The organism is Bacillus sp. CCB-MMP212 (assembly GCF_022748145.1).
Lineage (GTDB): Bacteria > Bacillota > Bacilli > Bacillales > Bacillaceae_G > Bacillus_A > Bacillus_A cereus.
In genome coordinates, this window is sequence record NZ_JALDQE010000003.1 from 478288 (window position 1) to 495447 (window position 17160).

Consider the following 17160-nt stretch of genomic DNA (forward strand, 5'->3'; position numbering starts at 1 on the left):
AGAAGAGGGCGTTCAAAAAGAACGCCCTCTTCTTATTTTATAAAACGAAAAACTAACGAGTGTAGAAAGACAAGAGAACAGCAGTGCCACACTAGAAAACGCAATGAGATACATATTATATTTCATAACCTGTCCAATTAGCTGATTACTGTCGTATTGAAACAGTCCTGCTATTATGTTGAATAAAAATAACACGATAAACATGACGACAACACCGTCTATTGATCCTTTAATGTCTGGTTTACTTAAAGCGATATGTGCGGAAATGCAAATGGCGATAAATAAAAATAACCAAAAGGAAGGATTCAATAAATTGCCGATTGTAAATAAGCTTTTCAATAATACAAACGTCGACAAGAGCATGTTTTGAATCATTTCTACATTAATAGAAGTAGAAGCAATCGTTTTTTCGAGAGTTGTATTAAATAAAAAATATGATTCTGGTACGAAATAGCGCATTAAAAGGATTAATGCAGTAATACCAGAAATAATAGGCCCAATGCCGATAAAGAAATTCCCAATTCGTTGATACACACTTTTTTGATTGTATTGATGTTGTATATAACCTAAGGCCCCTTGACTTGTATCTGTTGGGAAGAACTGAGTCGCCACAATTTTATGACGGAACAGTACGCACATAATGGCATGTCCAAGTTCGTGAATCGGAACACCGATCCAAGCCGTTAATAGGAATCCTTTTCTTCCAAAAGCTCTCGACCAATACATGCGTGTGAGAGATTCTAAATAGCCTAATAGAAATCCAATTACAATGATAACGCCAATTAAAGATAATAATTGGATTACGCTTGTAAGGAGTATTTGAAAAATTGAGTTTACCAATTCCATTTTCTTTCATCCAATCTATTAAAAATATTATTTATTCTGTTTCATAATAGCATTTTTTTTCAAGATTGCTAGCACATATATTTTCTTTCGGAAGAAGGATTTCAGAATCTTTTTCTTGTAGTCATGTTTTATGTACAAATTCATATATTGAACTTGTAACACCCTATAAGGTATATGCTTAAGGAGGGATAAGAGAATGAAATGTCCGTCATGTCATACAGAACATGCAGTAGAGGCAAAGTTTTGCGGGAATTGTGGACATTCGTTAACGGAAGAAGTAGTGGCAAGTAGTGGCCAAGAAGAAGGGCAGGAACAAGCACGTGCGGCACAAGCAAAGGAAGCTCGGCCAAATGAAACGGTAGAACAAGCGAAGCGGTTTGCGAGCGGCTATTTTCAATTTTTTAAACATGCATTACAAGCACCGACAGCGATTATGAAAAGCGGCGCTATTGAAGTGCGAAATGGAATTGTAAGTCTTGTTCTTATTTGTTTTTTAGGAGCATGTATTTTTTATAGAATGATGAGTGCAGCGTCAGCAGTTACGAGAACATTTGCACCAGATATATCTACTCCCACGTTTTTTGGAGAATCTATAACGGTCTTTTTCTTTTTATTAATTTTAACTTTATTTGTCGGATTTATTATTTTTGTAAGTGGTAAGATGATGAAATCATCTTTTTCGTTTCTTGAAGTATTTGGTATATGGGGAACGATAGCGACGCCGGCTATTGTCATATTAGTTCTTTCTTTTCTTTTTAGTTTTTTATTAATCTTTTTCTTACCGATATTATTATCGGTAGTTGCAACTTATATAGGGATTAGTATAACTGTAGCCGTATTAAAACTAGACAATGGCGGATTAGATCTCGTTTACACACTTATTATTGCAAATGTTTTAATTGGAATTGCAACGTTCATTGTACTTTGGTCTTACATTAGCACGATAATTCAAGCCTTAACACAGGGAATAACTGGCTTCTAATGAAAAGGTGGTTGACTGAATGAATGTATGTACAAAGTGCGGAGTTCAGTTTGAAGATGGTGTGCAATTTTGTCAAAACTGCGGGATGAAGAGGGGAAGTCCTGTAGTAAAGAAGAACATGAGCAGTGGTACAAAAGTTGGCATTACACTGTTAGCACTATTTGTTATAGCGATTATTGGATTGTATTTGTACGGATCATCGTATTATACGCAGGTGGCACAAGTAGACCGGATGATTACGATTTTACAAGAGCGGGACGGAGAGAAATTAGCTGAGATCGTTACGGCAGATGATCCATCGGTTATGATAACGAGAGAGAGTTTAACGCCTCTATTTTCATATATAAAAGAAAATCCATCTTACGTAAATGAATTAAAAGGATATTTGAGACAAGGTGAAAAACAACGGGACGGAATAGAAAGAGCTGATTTTTCATTAACGAAAGACGGAAAGTATTTCTTTATATTTGATCGGTATAAATTGAAAGCGAAGACGTACTATACAACTTTGCTTACAAATGAAAAAGGCGTATCGTTAAAAATGAACGGAAAAGAAATTGATAAGACAGATGACAAAAAGTTTGAGAAGCAATATGGACCATTTCTTCCGGGAAATCAAGTGTTTCAATCAGAATATAAAAATGACTATGTAAAACTATCACGTGAGGAAAAGGTTGTACTTATGAAACAAAGCCAAAATAACGTAACGATAGATTTAACGTTGCAAGGTCAATATATTACAGTTCAAACGAACGCGCCTGGTGCAACATTGTACGTAAATCAAAAACCGGTTACAGCGCTGGCAGGAGAAGAAATTACATGGGGGCCTGTAGCGACTGATGGAAGTGCGACGATTTATTTAGAACGAAATGGAGAAAGTGGACGGGAAACGACACAAGTAGAGACGGTAACGGCACTTTTGTCTTATAATCTTCCATTCCAAAAGAAAAATACAGAAAAAACAGTTGTTTATAACGTTACTCCAACGCCCGCGACTGGGTATGTATATAATGGTTTCATCTTTCCTGATAGTGATATTCGAAAATTAACGAGCACAGATTTAACCTATTTATCGAAAGAACAGTTGAAAATTGCTAGAAATGAAATATATGCAAGGCATGGACATATTTTTCAAACGAAAGATATGCAAGCGTATTTTGCAAAACAGTCTTGGTATAGAGAAAATCCTTATTTTACAGGAAAGTTAACAGATATCGAAACTTATAATATTGAACTAATTAAATCAAGAGAATAGAGCGCGGGAAAAAGGTACAGTGTATATTACTGTACCTTTTTATGATTATTTAGCTGGACCAGGATCCCTAGAGAAAAAGATATGAAAGAGAAATGTGACTTTACTTGCTCCCCCTGATGTACTGGCTTGCACATCAGATAAAGAACTAGACGTTAAGGCAGCTTCAGAATGAGGAGGAACGATTATTTTAAGCGCATCGTCTGATTCTGATGATATAGTAACCGTTATAGTATCATCAGAAACATTTACAATTTTAACAGTACCTACGGGGAAGATGGACTTACCAGCGTGTGATGCAGAAGCGAAGCGAGTGGCTTTCCAAATAGTTTGAGAGAAAGTGTCATTGTCTGATAACCAAGCGCGAGCACTGTATAATGTTGCATTAACAGTAAATTCTTGTTCAAGCGGGAGGGCGGCTTTCGGTTCTTTCGGTTCCTCTGGAAACTGAGCGAGAAGACCAGCGCACATGTATATTTCACCTACTTTCAATACTAACTGTTATAGCATATTAAACATGTTGTTTATAAGACACGACAGTTACCTATTCATACATAAGTTTGTGCACCAAATTTGAAGATGAAATTCTCTTTCTTTACAATGGAGTTAGGTGTTATTTCTATAAAATATGGAAAACGTAAAGAGTATGTAAAAAAGAAGGAGTGGTAAAGTGAACTATGTCATTATTGGCGGAGATGCAGCTGGTATGAGTGCAGCTATGCAAATTGTTAGAAACGATGAAAATGCAAATGTTGTAACTTTAGAAAAAGGTGAAATTTATTCATACGCTCAGTGTGGATTACCGTATGTCATTAGTGGTGCTATCGCTTCAACTGAAAAGTTAATCGCGCGCAACGTAAAGACGTTTCGTGAGAAATATGGAATTGATGCGAAAGTGCGTCATGAAGTAACGAAAGTAGATACGGAAAAGAAAATGGTGTACGCAGAGCATACGAAGACGAAGGATGTCTTTGAATTTCCATATGATCGATTATTAATTGCGACTGGAGTGCGTCCTGTTATGCCAGAATGGGAAGGACGGGAATTACAAGGCGTTCATCTTTTAAAAACAATTCCTGATGCTGAGCGCATATTAAAAACGCTAGAAACGAATAAAGTTGAAGATGTAACGATTATTGGCGGTGGTGCCATTGGACTAGAGATGGCAGAAACATTCGTCGAACTTGGTAAGAAAGTAAGAATGATTGAGCGAAATGATCATATCGGTACGATTTATGATGCAGATATGGCAGAGTACATACATAAAGAAGCAGATAAGCATCATATTGAAATTTTAACGAATGAAAATGTAAAAGCATTTAAAGGAAATGAACGAGTAGAAGCAATCGAAACGGATAAAGGTACGTATAAAGCAGATCTTGTTTTAGTGTCGGTTGGAGTGAAGCCAAATACTGATTTTCTTGAAGGGACAAATATACGTAAGAATCATAAAGGAGCAATCGAAGTAAATGCATATATGCAAACAAATGTGCAAGACGTATATGCAGCCGGTGATTGCGCAACACATTACCACGTTATAAAGGAAATTCATGATCATATCCCGCTCGGAACGACTGCCAATAAGCAAGGGCGACTTGCTGGACTGAATATGCTGGATAAACGAAGAGCCTTTAAAGGTACGTTAGGTACAGGTATTATTAAATTTATGGATTTGACGCTTGCAAGAACAGGATTAAATGAAAAAGAAGCGAAAGGGCTACACATCCCGTATAAAACAGTCAAAGTAGATTCGACTAATATGGCGGGCTATTATCCAAATGCGAAACCACTTTACTTGAAATTACTATACCGTTCTGACACGAAACAATTATTAGGCGGACAAGTAATTGGAGAAGAAGGCGTAGATAAACGTATTGATGTAATCGCAATGGCACTCTTCAATAAAATGAGCATTCACGATTTAGAAGATGTCGACTTAAGTTATGCCCCACCATATAACAGCGTTTGGGATCCAATTCAGCAAGCGGCAAGGAGAGCGGAATAGCACTTTTTAAAGTGCTATTTTTTTCGTTAAAGGGGAATAATTATTTTTGGCGAATAAAAAAGGGGGAAATAGTTATAGATAGGGAAGGGGATTTTTTTAATGGTTGTAGCACTTCAAAAAGTTCAAGAATTAGAAAAAGAAATATTACGCAATTTGTACGCATTATATCTTCATGATCTTTCTAAGTTCACTATGAATATAACTATCGGAGCGAACGGATTTTTTGAATACGAAGATTTGCATATGTTTTGGAAAAATGACGGAATCACGCCGTATTTTATAAAAGTTGATCATAGTATTGTAGGATTCTTATTACTACTGGAACGTCCGTTTTTGAAGAAGGAAAATGATTTTGGTATTAATGATATTTTCATATTGAATCAATATAAAGGAAAAGGAATCGGTAAACAAGCTGTTGAGAATTTACTAGAAGAGAAAAGAGGACAATATTTCGTTATCGAACTTCTAAAAAATGTACCAGCAGTGTCGTTTTGGAAGAAAGTATATAAAGAACTAAACATTGAATTTGATGAGAGAGCGCAGCTAATTGATGATGAAGAATGTCTCGTTCAAACGTTTAAATTTTAATGGAATTGGTGTTCCTTTTATATTAATTTGAAATTTAACTTTATCCCGCTATTTGCGGGCAGTAAGACCCCCATCTCAAAATCCAGCGAAAACAAAGAAGTTAGGTGGGTGATCAACTGCCCGTAAAAGCCCGATTGGTTCAACTAATAATCAGTGGGGATGAAGACCCCTATTGATTAAAGTTTCACTTTATTTTGAATATACCGTTCCCCCTTGAAAACATATTACTAATCGCTTATATTTTCATATAGTATTTATTTTTTTAACGAAGCAATGAACGAACCAGGGGGCGCAGTATGGCAATTAATATGAAAACAATCGAAGAATGGATTGTTGAATCAAATACAAGACATGAAGAAGACTTTGGACACGTTGTGGAAGAAATGAAAGAAGTATGTGTCGGACTTGATAACGCGACATTAATTTATACGAAAAATGTATTTTGTTTCGGTAAAAAAGTAGAAGTATTTTTCTTCTTCCAAGACCATGTCGTGATCGGACAAGAAAAAGACGAATATATTGAGATTGAAAAATTAAAGTATGATGATATTACAAATAGTAATTTAAAAACAAATGACAAAAATACAACGTTAGAATTAAAGTTTGCTAACGGACAATCTATTAATTTAGATAGTTTAAATGATAACTACGGTACGAAAAATTGGTTATTTGCTAGACAAATTAAGAGTATTTTTAAGTTAATCTAGTAAAAAGCAGGCCCATAAAGGTCTGCTTTTTTACTTATTTCCTATTACACAAAGGCCCCCTTTTTCTTCATAACATTGCACTTTTGTAAATCCTGTCTTATAAAATAGGTTTATTAATTCTTCATTTGTTTTAAATTTCTCCATATGGTATTGAATTTTGAAAGTTTCAGCCACTAATAAAAAGGAGCCGTCTGGTTTTAAGACGCGAAATACTTCTTTTATATCTTGTTCAATATCAGGCCAAAAATAATGAGTTTGAAAGGCGGTAATGAGATCGAAGAAGTTCGTATGATGTGGAATAGAAGAAACGCTTGCTTGTTGAACAATTACTTTTTGTTTTTGAACATCTTTTGCATTCGTCTGTATAGAATTTTTCACAGCTTGATCGGAGTAATCAATCCCATATATTCCCCCAAGTGGAGTTCGTTTTGAAAGAGTGTGTATGGTTTTGCCTCCACCACAGCCGATGTCTAATACGACTGCATCTGTCTTTATATGTACTTTCTGTAATGCCCAATTTATTAATCTCGTATGTGCAGCGTTCATAATACAAAGCATGGAGGAACCAATTGTTCCGCTAGGATTTTTTGCTTGCTGAATTAATCGTTGTAAAATGCTCAAGTCAAACTCTCCTTTTATGTAAGAATATATACTCATTTCGCTTTTTATAAATTAAGTCCTTTAAAAAAAGCACGCCGTCTACCGGCGTGCTTCTAATTATGCAAAGCCCCTTTTAACCAATTCCGCGCCCGATACGCCCCAACTGGAACTTGAATAAGAGACGTTTCATTCCCAGCATCAATTCCGTACAATTGATCACATGAATTTGTATCAAAACTTAGTAAAGGATGCCCGCCCATCCCCATAGCAGTTGCAGCAAAAACGAGTTTATGAACGAGGATACCAGCTTCCATTTGGTGAATACGGTATCCTCTATAGCTTAATGCACGTGTATAGTAATCTTTCTTTCCGACTACATGTAAGCAAAGTGGTACTTGAAAAAGGTTTACGTTATCCATCGTCATACTAGATTGAAGGAGATAACGAAGGTCCCCATATCGAAGTGGTTGTATGGAATGTGTTTTACTGTTATAAGTGTAAGCACCGTTTTCTATATCTTTTACGTTATAGAAACATCCATATAATGAGACGCGTGCATTTTCATTTACATACTTACCATCAAGGTCGCTGTAATAGGGGAAGGAGAGGCTCGCTTCTTGTAGTAAAGTAGCGAGCTCAGCTGCATCCCATTTCGTTAAATTAAAGTCCGCATCAGGAGAATATCGTTTTTTACAAAGTTGTAGGAAATCATACGATAACCGTTCTACTTTCGGTAGCTGTACAGCGTACGTATTATGTTGATAGTGCTCTTCATGATGTAGTGTTTGGAAGTGTTCTGTCGATTCAATCATAGAAGCTTCATTTATTTTTGTTATCATCGGATGTTCATTTACATGTTTTGAGCGAACGAAATGTTCATGTGCTAACGGCGGAATTTGTTGCAACAACTCATGAGAAGTAACTGTTTTATTTTCACGGTAATCATTGTGAAACCAATTAGTTTCTGGCTCTGTACTTAAAGGAATAACGGCATACACACTTTCTTCACCTTCTAACAATCCGAGTAAATGGTTCAGTGCACGGTCTAGAAATTGAAAGTATACGCCGTTCGTATAACCGAACTGTTTTGCACATTCTAGTAATTGTCCAATGAGAACCCCGCTATCTAATCCTTGAAGGCGATATGAAAAGTTATTGTATTTAAAGAAGTTTTTCCAAAACATAGTGGATACGAATGCGGCACCGAAACAATCATGTATATTACAGCGATTACCGAGTGCGTCTGCTAAATAAGAATCGAAATTTCCTTCGCGAAGTAAAATAAGTCGATGATGCGCGGCGTCATAATGGTAAATGCCGTCTGGATAATCGTCAATCTTTAAATAGATATACAATTCATTCGGATATAAAGCACCGCCTGAAGGAATGGATCTGCGTAATACATTTCTCTCGCTATTTAGCTGACATAATTGTGTTACACCAAATGAATACCAAAGGTAGTGACCAATCTCATTTAGAGTAGGTGTAGTAGAAGAGTTCGATAAAGATAACGGGATTTCTAAGGAGAGCGGGATGGTAGGTACATTTCGATATAATTTATAAGGAAGCGGCGCGTCTTTCCAGTCCACCTCATGATTCGGCATAATTTCATCAATAGAGAAATGGAGATGATGTAAAAAAGTATCTAGCTGCATGAAATCCCTCCTTTACTATGGAAACGGGTGCGGATGTGGATTTAATTGTTCATTTGTTAACGGTTCAGTGCTATATCCAAGTGTCATCGGTACGGTATAGACTCTATCTAATCCTGTAACACGAGTAAGGTGATGGCCGAATGTCATCGGTAACATGCCTGGAATAATGACTTTTACACAGTGTAGTCCGTTCTTTTCTATAAGGGGAACGGTTTGATCTACAACGATTATTTCAAGATTAGATTGATGCAAACGATTTAAAAGTTGGTGGAGATCGGATGTTAAATCCATATCAAATGACTGTGATACATTCATTTCTTGGAACGTTTGCACCGGTGCATCTTCTCGTAAAAGGAAGTGAAGACGTTCTTCCGTTTCTTTCAATCCGTACAGCATACTGTGGTCTTCCATTTTATTAACGAAATAAGGATCTTGTAAGCATTTTTCATAGTATTCTCTTTTGTGCTCGAGCTCATCGTCTGTTATAAGTAACATGCCTGCGATTTCTTGAATGGCACTTTTTAAAGCTCGAATAGGATCTAAATGAGCACCTCCCGCACAAACAACGTTCATTCCATTTTCACGTGTATTTTTTGCAATTACCCATAAGCTCGGGATGCCGTGTTCCATCGTCGCATTAAAAGCGTGTAATTCATATCCGGTAATCGTACGTAACCGCTGAATCATTAATTGTAATTCTGTATCATTTGCTGAACTCAGATCAAGGCGGGGAAGAGGTAATTCGGCATACCAAGTGAGTAAGAAGGCATCACGCTCTACAATTTCTAAAATGCCGTGAAAAATCGCTTCTTCTAAACTACCGCCAATTGCACATCCATTTGATGTTTCATACACGAAAGCATCTCGATGACCGAGGCTATAATAAGCAATTGATTCAGGAACTAAAAGCGGTCTGTTTTGTGATAAAGAATATCCCCATACCCAGTTTTGCTCATAATCAGGATCAAACGGCTTAAATGGAAAATTATCACGATTGTAATGTTCATTTGTATGTACACCGAGTGTGAGGGGATTTAGTGCATGTTCCTCTAAATCATGAAAACTACCATGCACATTTGTCTTTTTCCCGCGAGGCGACATACCGCAATATCGTTCTAAACCTTCTAAAATAGCAGTTGCTTCACTCACTGCAAATGAATGAGTTCGGCCTGCAACACCTTCATTTCCAAACATTAATGGCATGTTTATAATGACGTCAGCGAATGGCAATAAAGAATGCTGCATTTTGCCGTTCAACATACCGATCCGATAATCTAAATAGTCTTTCGTTAAAAATGTGTTTAATTCATGAATGGAACGGCAGCGATACGTTTCGGTGCTTACTTTTAAACTCGGTTGTAAAGAAACTTCCGCCGCATCCGCAGTATCATCAGGTAAATTGCTACATACAGGACAGAGAGGATCTGGAAGAAAAGAATGCCGCGTACATTGTAATGTTTGTAAGTTTAGTAAAATAAGTTCATTTTCTAAAGAAGAATGGTTATGAGTTAATATTTTTTCTGTTTCTGCGCAAATAAGATGGCACATTTGTAACATTCCATTTTGGGTGGCACGTACATCACGCCTCGTTCCATTTTCGGCTTTAAAGGCATATTTCCGCTGTAGTTCCCACATTTCTTTTTGATCAAAGCCAGCGATAAAACGGCGTCCATCAGAACAATGGGAACATCCGGGCGTAAGAGGATGAATGTAAGGACCGATAATACCTTCGCCAAATGAAGTGAAACCACGAAGCCACGGAATATGATTTGAGCGAAAAATAAGTTCGGCATCATGATGAATAGTAGAAGGAGATCCGTCATGTAATACGAGAGCGAGATGAATATTTTCAGGGAGTTTTTCTGTAAGGGTATGTTGACGAATGATGGAATATTGTTCGCATAATTGATCATGTACATAGTCTGCAAGTAGGCCATCTCCTATAAGCAATATATTTTGAATCATAAACCGTCCTCCTTTGCAATTAATACTCCGTACACACCGTCTAAGTTTTCTTTCAAAAATGGTTCAATCGCTAAATCAAATACGAATGGATAAAAATTATGTTCTTCTAAATGTTGTAAGGCGAGTTGTAAAGATTGTACGCTTGGAATTTCTTCTTCCGCTTGTATTTCCACCCTAAAAGAATCAGTGTCATATAAAATAATAGATGAGTCATACAAAATATTAGCTCTGTAAGGAATTTCTTCATTTTGAACGTGAAAGAGTGATAGTTGTAGTGCGTTTCGTAACGCTAACGTCATATTAATATTAGATGCACCGTACCATCTATCATTTATACCAACCCAAACGGCTGGAAAACTGAGAATCTCTTCACTCATTGCGATTTTAGGTGTTTCATGAATTGTAGAGAGAGCTTCGTAATAAAATCTACAATGTTTATCGTGAATATCAGTTAAATCAATCGTTGTAAGTTCTTCTAGCATATGTGACTGCCGCTCATACAATTTATTGTTTAAATGTTGCTGTAGTGCCCGGTAAAATCCTTCTGTCATCGTTTCTCCAGCACCGATACCGATATCGTTATGTTCAGGAATAAGGCGGTGAATGATTTCTGCTACATATGTTTCAATTCCTGTTAAGCCGGCTTCTCGGCGTGCTTCATTATGAGTCAATCCACTGCAAGTCATAAGAGGCAGAAGGTGAGCTGGGCCATCTGATAGTGGAGTGGCTACTTGAATATAGCACTGTGATAACGGTAATTGATATGAATCTTGTTCATCCCATACATGGAATATACCGGCTTCTTTAGAAGTTAATGAGTCAAAAAATCGGAATACATCAGTTGAAGTATGTTGGTTCGACCGATGCTCAAGTTTTTCAGAAAGATTTTCTATCGTATCAATTGTAAAACTTTCATCAGTTGCAAGAGGATGTTTTATAAAAGAATGCCACGTTCCTTCAAGTGTTTCATAGTTTAATAAAAAGAATTGTGCTTCTTTTTCCCGATGTGAATCATCTGCGACATGCTTAAATAATTCAAAAACGATTACATTTGTTAACATTGCAGATGTAATTGGTGAGAAGGAATCAGATGAATTTTCATTTTGTAAATTCGTTTCATGTAGTCGATGCCATGCGGATTCCCAGCATTCATCACGATTTTCCGTTACGACAGGCCCAGCTATACCGAGTGTAGATAAACAAATAGCTGGTATGAAATTCTTTTTCGTTTCTCTACAAATAGTGTGAACTGTTTGTAAACCATCAATGTCTCCATTTTGGGAAACATATAAAATCCAATCAAAAGGTTCGAATACTTCATGCAAGGGACGGTCAATTGTAGTATCGATTTCTTGAAGGAGTACACTGTTATCAACTTCATATGCACGTTCTATTAGCTCATGTATTCTGTCATAGTTTGTTTCATCCCGATCTGTAACGAGGTAATGAAATGTAGGTAAACCAGATTCTAATAAAGAAGAAACTAAAGAAGTAAGCATATCCCCAGAACCAAGTACAAGTACATTTGCCCCGCGGTACGTTTCGAATTTTAAAGCACCTGAATGAGAATCAGCTTCTAAAAATTCAATTTGTGAAGCATATCTGTCGAGTAATGTACTGTTTAATTCATGAGGTGCATCTTGATTTGCATCACGAACGAAACCATTTTCATATAAAACCTCTCCAATTTCAAATACACGATTTTGATAGGGGAGAGGGAGTCCATCAGTTATTTCTGCTAAAGAATAATTACCGTTAAACATTGGCATTAATTTTTCAATCCAGTCATAAATTCCATCACCGTCCATGCGAAATGAACTGGCGTTATTTCGAAAATAGACACCCCCATTTGAATCGGGGAGGAAAAAAGTATCCTTATTTACTTTAAGTTTTGCATGAATTGGAAGGTTATTCATTTTAATCCTCCTTACGTTTAGGCATACATTATTACTTTATGTCATGAAATTTGTCCCGTATGAACACAATAAAAAAAGGCTGTAGAATGATTTATTCTACAGCCTTTGATAGATTTTAATCTATCAACCTTCTAATAATAATGATTTTGGATCTTCAAGCATATCTTTAACAGCAACAAGGAAGCTAACTGCTTCTTTACCATCAACAATACGGTGATCGTAAGATAAAGCAATGTACATCATTGGGCGGTTTTCCATACGCTCGTTATCAATTGCAACTGGGCGTACTTGGATTTTATGCATTCCTAAAATACCAACTTGAGGGCTATTTAGGATTGGTGTTGACATTAGAGAACCGAATACACCACCGTTTGTAATTGTAAATGTACCACCTTGTAGTTCTTTTAATGAAAGTTTGTTATCGCGTGCTTTCATACCTAAATTACGAATTTCACTTTCGATTTCAGCGAAGTTTAATTGGTTAGCATCGCGTACAACTGGAACAACTAATCCATCTGGAGCTGCTACTGCAATACCGATATCATAGAATTTTTTGATGATAAGCTCGTCACCTTGAATTTCAGCATTTAATAATGGGAATTGTTTTAATGCTGCAACAACTGCTTTTGTGAAGAATGACATGAAGCCAAGACGTACATCATGTTTTTTCTCGAAAGCATCTTTGCGTTCTTTACGTAATTCCATGATCGCGCTCATATCAACTTCGTTAAATGTTGTTAACATTGCAGATGTTTGTTGAACTTCTACAAGACGTTTTGCAATTGTTTGACGGCGGCGGGACATTTTCACGCGCTCAACTGGTTTTTCGAATTCAGTTTTTGCAACTGGAGCAGGAGCTGGGCTCTTTGGAGCAGCTGGTGCTTCTTTTGGAGCTGCAGCATGAGCTTGTACATCATGTGGTCTCACGCGTCCAAGTGGATCTGTGCTACGTACGTCGTTTAAGTCGATTCCTAATTCACGAGCCATTTTTCTAGCAGCTGGTGATGCGATAGGACGGTTCGTATTTGGTAAGCCTTGTAGACCCGTAGTTTGTTCAGCATTTGGAGCCGCAGCTTTCGGTGCTTCAGCTGTTTCTTGTTTTGGTTGCTCAGCAGCTGGAGCAGGTGTACTTACTGCAACTGGTGCTCCATTAGCATCTAAAATTGCGATAGTTGCGCCAACTTCAACTGTATCCCCAGGTTCGCCTAGTAACTTCGATACAATACCTGAATCTTCTGCAATGATTTCTACATTGACTTTATCAGTTTCAAGCTCAACAACGCTGCCACCTTTCTCAACTTTGTCGCCTACGTTGATAAGCCATTGTGAAATAGTTCCTTCGGTAATAGATTCTGCAAGCTCAGGTACTTTAATTTCGATCATTTTAAATGTCCTCCCCTTATTTGCCTAACGGTGTGTTTTTTCTTCTTTTGTCTTCGGTAATCTCCATTTGTTAGCCTGGCCTTGGGCAGATATTCTGCCCAAGGAACAAGCTAGAAACCTTCATTGTTACTTTTTAGTTGCTGTAAACTTCAATTTCTTGTTTATCTTGACGGAAGTTATACTTCACATCTAAAGCATGTGCAACAATTAGTTCTTGCTCAGCTTTGTGAGCGAATGGATCGCCTCCAGATGGACTAGAGCGATCAGGACGTCCAATGTAACCTGTTTTCACTTTATCTCCAGCAAGTTCGAACAGAATTGGAGCCATGTAATGCCATGCGCCCATATTACGAGGTTCTTCTTGAACCCAAATGATTTCTTCTAAGTTTTTAAAGCGTTTAATAATAGATTGAACTTTCTCAGCAGGGAATGGGTACAATTGCTCAATACGAACGACATGAACTTCGTCTAAGTTGTACTCATGTTTACCAGACTCGATTTCTGCTGCTAAGTCAATCGCCATTTTACCTGTACTTAAAACAAGACGTTTTACTTTATTTGGTTTCATACCAAGGTTTTCTTGTTCTAAAGCAGGTTGGAATCGTCCTTCGCTTAACTGATTAGCAGTTGAAAGCGTAAGTGGGTGACGTAATAAACTCTTCGGCGTCATCAGTACTAATGGTCGAACAGCTTCTGTTCCTAAGATAGATGCTTGACGACGCAGGATATGGAAGTATTGTGCCGCGCTCGTTAAGTTTGCAACTGTCCAGTTATTCTCAGCAGCTAACTGTAAGAAACGCTCTGGACGTGCACTAGAGTGCTCTGGTCCTTGACCTTCATAACCGTGTGGTAATAGAAGAACTAAACCAGATTTTTGACCCCATTTTGCTCTTCCAGCTGAAACATATTGATCAAATAATGCTTGCGCAGTATTTGAGAAGTCACCATATTGCGCTTCCCACATAACAAGAGTTTCTGGAGCGAATACGTTATAACCATATTCGTAACCAACAACAGCAGCCTCTGATAACGGACTGTTATGAACAGAGAACGAAGCATTAATGTTTGGTAAACGGTGTAATGGTGAATATGTTTCGTTTGTATCAGTATCGTGTAATACGATATGACGGTGTGCGAATGTACCACGCTGTGAATCTTGACCAGTTAAACGAATTGGCGTACCTTCTTGTAAAATAGAAGCGAATGCTAATGATTCAGCAAGTGCCCATTCAATTTTACCGTTCTCTTCAAGAGCATCTTTACGGCGCTCAAGAATTTTCTTCACTTTTGGATATACGTTAAATCCTTCTGGCCAAGATAGTAGACCTTCATTAATTGCACGAAGTGAGTCAAGTTCAATACCAGTATCGATTGGTTGAATACCTTTTGCAACAACATCTGGCACTTTAACGTGAATTGTTGCATCACCCGTATCAGCTGGTGGTACTTGTGCATAGTCGGATTTTAATTGCTCTTGTATAAACTGTGTAATTGTTTCAACTTCATCTGCATTTAGAACACCAGCAGTTTGTAATTGATCTGCGTAAATTGCTCTTACAGTTGGGTGATTTTTAATTTTTTTGTACACTTGTGGTTGCGTAACTGCTGGGTCATCCATTTCGTTATGACCGTAGCGGCGGTAACCAATTAAATCGATTAAGAAGTCTTTTTTGAACAACATGCGATATTGAATCGCAAGGTTAGCAGCAGCAAGACAAGCTTCCGGATCATCAGCGTTTACGTGAACAATTGGAATATCGAAACCTTTTGCAAGGTCACTTGAATATTTCGTAGAACGAGAATCATAGCTATCAGTCGTAAAACCAACTGCATTGTTTGCGATAACATGAATCGTTCCGCCTGTTTGATACGCGTTCAATCTGCTTAAGTTCAACGTTTCAGATACAATACCTTGACCAGGGAATGCAGCATCACCATGAACTAAAATTACGAATGATTTTGAAGTATCTTGATCTGGAAGACCAGATTTTTTACGATTCTCTTGAGCAGCACGTGCGAAACCTTCTACTACAGGATTCACGAACTCAAGATGACTCGGGTTATTTGCTAATGTCACGCGAGTGCTAACTTCTTCGTTACTAACGACTTGTTCTCTACCTAGGTGGTATTTTACGTCGCCAGTCCAGCCAGAATTGGCTACTGCGCCTTCTATTTTTGCATGTTTGAACTCAGCAAACATGTGACTATATGGTTTTTCTAATACGTGAGCAAGTACGCTTAGACGACCGCGGTGAGCCATACCAATCATGACATCCTCTACGCCGTTCTTAGCACCTTCTAGAACAATTTCATCTAAAACAGGTACAAGCATATCAACGCCCTCGATAGAGAAACGTTTTTGCCCAACGAATGTTTTATGCAAGAATTGCTCGAAACCTTCAACAGCTGTTAAACGTTTTAAAAGAGCAGTTCGTTTTTTATTTGATAGTGGTTGACGCAATGAATTTGATTCCACCATTTGATGCAACCACGCGCGTTCTTCACTATCTTGTATATGAGAAAATTCATAAGCTAAAGATTTTGTATAAACGTCTTTTAATCTATGAATTACATCAAGTGCAGTGTGAATACCTTCTGGTGCATCTTGCCATACTGTTTTCGCTGGAATCGCTTTCAAGTCAGCATCGCTCAGTTCACTCATTGCTTTCTCAAGAAGTGATTGTCCATTTGCAGCATCTTCCATCGGGTTAATGTGAGCCAACGTATGCCCGAAAGAACGAATTTGCTCAACAAGTTGAACGACTTTAAGAATCTTTTCAATGTTACCTGTGTTTTGAGGAGAAAAATGTGTTGCTGTGTTGTCCCCTGTTACGACATCATCTTGAAACGAAGGAGCTCCAAAAATTTCAAAAAGCTCTTGTAATTCCGGATCAACAGAATCTGCTCCAGTTACGTAAAGATCATACTGCTCAATAACATAACCAAGGTTCGGACCGTGGAACTTGGCCCAAGGGTTTGTCGTTGTATTCTTCCTCGTCATTTGTTTAAACCTCCCAATGCATATAATCCTTTTCCATACAAAGGTGCATTTTGCTCTTTTTCAATAAGTAATGAATCAATAATCAATGTAAATGTTTTCTTTACTCTTATGATATTACAATAATTTACATAATACCAAACACTATTACTTATCTGTTTTGTAAAAAAACATTCACAATAACTTATCACCCAAGTTAATCTTTCACTTTATAAAGTAATTTTACAGAAAAATGGGGTGGATATATTTGGTATGCCTATACT

General features: G+C 37.4%; 13 protein-coding genes. 5 read left to right on the forward strand and 8 right to left on the reverse strand.

Annotated features, from left to right (window positions below):
* Positions 1 to 12: 12 nt before the first annotated feature.
* Positions 13 to 846, reverse strand: coding sequence for a hypothetical protein (locus MRP26_RS10860; RefSeq protein ID WP_000424522.1), 834 nt, complete (start codon positions 844 to 846; stop codon positions 13 to 15).
* A 196-nt stretch (positions 847 to 1042) separates the two neighbouring features.
* Here MRP26_RS10860 and MRP26_RS10865 point away from each other — a divergent pair, with 196 nt between their 5' ends.
* Both MRP26_RS10865 and MRP26_RS10870 read left to right on the forward strand, forming a co-directional pair.
* Entirely contained in the window at positions 1043 to 1828 is a 786-nt protein-coding gene (locus MRP26_RS10865) for a zinc ribbon domain-containing protein (RefSeq protein ID WP_069355227.1), read from the forward strand.
* A gap of 19 nt (positions 1829 to 1847) precedes the next feature.
* On the forward strand, positions 1848 to 3083 hold the full coding sequence (locus tag MRP26_RS10870; RefSeq protein WP_197242103.1) for a TcaA 3rd/4th domain-containing protein: 1236 nt from the start codon (positions 1848 to 1850) through the stop codon (positions 3081 to 3083).
* 45 nt (positions 3084 to 3128) lie between these two features.
* On the opposite strand, the gene MRP26_RS10875 is transcribed toward MRP26_RS10870, so the two are convergent.
* Positions 3129 to 3551 carry a hypothetical protein gene (locus MRP26_RS10875; RefSeq protein ID WP_098256697.1) on the reverse strand — a complete coding sequence of 141 codons (423 nt, stop codon included), beginning with the start codon at positions 3549 to 3551 and terminating at the stop codon, positions 3129 to 3131.
* Positions 3552 to 3750: 199 nt separating this feature from the next.
* Between MRP26_RS10875 and MRP26_RS10880 the strand changes: the two genes are divergently transcribed.
* The 3 genes from MRP26_RS10880 to MRP26_RS10890 all read left to right on the forward strand — a co-directional run bounded on the left by MRP26_RS10880 (position 3751) and on the right by MRP26_RS10890 (position 6380).
* A complete protein-coding gene (locus MRP26_RS10880; RefSeq protein WP_001110229.1) occupies positions 3751 to 5085 on the forward strand; it encodes a CoA-disulfide reductase in 1335 nt (444 codons plus the stop codon).
* Positions 5086 to 5184: 99 nt separating this feature from the next.
* Entirely contained in the window at positions 5185 to 5673 is a 489-nt protein-coding gene (locus MRP26_RS10885) for a GNAT family N-acetyltransferase (RefSeq protein WP_063546873.1), read from the forward strand.
* Between the two features lie 296 nt (positions 5674 to 5969).
* On the forward strand, positions 5970 to 6380 hold the full coding sequence (locus MRP26_RS10890) for a DUF3908 family protein (protein WP_000996808.1): 411 nt from the start codon (positions 5970 to 5972) through the stop codon (positions 6378 to 6380).
* A gap of 30 nt (positions 6381 to 6410) precedes the next feature.
* Here the strand turns inward: MRP26_RS10890 and MRP26_RS10895 are convergent, their stop codons facing one another.
* From MRP26_RS10895 to odhA, 6 genes are all read right to left on the reverse strand, one after another.
* Positions 6411 to 7001 (reverse strand): class I SAM-dependent methyltransferase, encoded by a 591-nt coding sequence (locus MRP26_RS10895; protein ID WP_242806142.1) that lies wholly within the window; start codon positions 6999 to 7001, stop codon positions 6411 to 6413.
* A gap of 92 nt (positions 7002 to 7093) precedes the next feature.
* Positions 7094 to 8635, reverse strand: coding sequence for a SagB family peptide dehydrogenase (locus MRP26_RS10900; RefSeq protein ID WP_242806143.1), 1542 nt, complete (start codon positions 8633 to 8635; stop codon positions 7094 to 7096).
* A 15-nt stretch (positions 8636 to 8650) separates the two neighbouring features.
* Positions 8651 to 10600, reverse strand: a complete 1950-nt coding sequence (locus tag MRP26_RS10905) for a TOMM precursor leader peptide-binding protein (RefSeq protein ID WP_098852269.1) — start codon at positions 10598 to 10600, stop codon at positions 8651 to 8653.
* Complete coding sequence (locus MRP26_RS10910) at positions 10597 to 12516, reverse strand: putative thiazole-containing bacteriocin maturation protein (protein ID WP_089170637.1); 1920 nt, start codon at positions 12514 to 12516, stop codon at positions 10597 to 10599. Before MRP26_RS10910 ends, MRP26_RS10905 begins: the two co-directional genes overlap by 4 nt.
* 123 nt (positions 12517 to 12639) lie before the next feature.
* Positions 12640 to 13899, reverse strand: a complete 1260-nt coding sequence (gene odhB / locus MRP26_RS10915; RefSeq protein WP_000569893.1) for a 2-oxoglutarate dehydrogenase complex dihydrolipoyllysine-residue succinyltransferase — start codon at positions 13897 to 13899, stop codon at positions 12640 to 12642.
* Between the two features lie 133 nt (positions 13900 to 14032).
* A complete protein-coding gene (gene odhA / locus MRP26_RS10920) occupies positions 14033 to 16900 on the reverse strand; it encodes a 2-oxoglutarate dehydrogenase E1 component (protein ID WP_242806144.1) in 2868 nt (955 codons plus the stop codon).
* Between the last annotated feature and the right edge of the window lie 260 nt (positions 16901 to 17160).

Excerpts from the sequence above, each read along its gene's own strand:
- MRP26_RS10875 (WP_098256697.1), bottom strand. The coding sequence starts at position 3,551 with ATGTGCGCTGGTCTTCTCGCTCAGTTTCCAGAGGAACCGAAAGAACCG.
- MRP26_RS10860 (WP_000424522.1), bottom strand. The coding sequence starts at position 846 with ATGGAATTGGTAAACTCAATTTTTCAAATACTCCTTACAAGCGTAATC.
- MRP26_RS10870 (WP_197242103.1), top strand. The coding sequence starts at position 1,848 with ATGAATGTATGTACAAAGTGCGGAGTTCAGTTTGAAGATGGTGTGCAA.
- MRP26_RS10890 (WP_000996808.1), top strand. The coding sequence starts at position 5,970 with ATGGCAATTAATATGAAAACAATCGAAGAATGGATTGTTGAATCAAAT.
- MRP26_RS10865 (WP_069355227.1), top strand. The coding sequence starts at position 1,043 with ATGAAATGTCCGTCATGTCATACAGAACATGCAGTAGAGGCAAAGTTT.
- odhA (WP_242806144.1), bottom strand. The coding sequence starts at position 16,900 with ATGACGAGGAAGAATACAACGACAAACCCTTGGGCCAAGTTCCACGGT.
- odhB (WP_000569893.1), bottom strand. The coding sequence starts at position 13,899 with ATGATCGAAATTAAAGTACCTGAGCTTGCAGAATCTATTACCGAAGGA.
- MRP26_RS10885 (WP_063546873.1), top strand. The coding sequence starts at position 5,185 with ATGGTTGTAGCACTTCAAAAAGTTCAAGAATTAGAAAAAGAAATATTA.
- MRP26_RS10905 (WP_098852269.1), bottom strand. The coding sequence starts at position 10,600 with ATGATTCAAAATATATTGCTTATAGGAGATGGCCTACTTGCAGACTAT.
- MRP26_RS10900 (WP_242806143.1), bottom strand. The coding sequence starts at position 8,635 with ATGCAGCTAGATACTTTTTTACATCATCTCCATTTCTCTATTGATGAA.
- MRP26_RS10910 (WP_089170637.1), bottom strand. The coding sequence starts at position 12,516 with ATGAATAACCTTCCAATTCATGCAAAACTTAAAGTAAATAAGGATACT.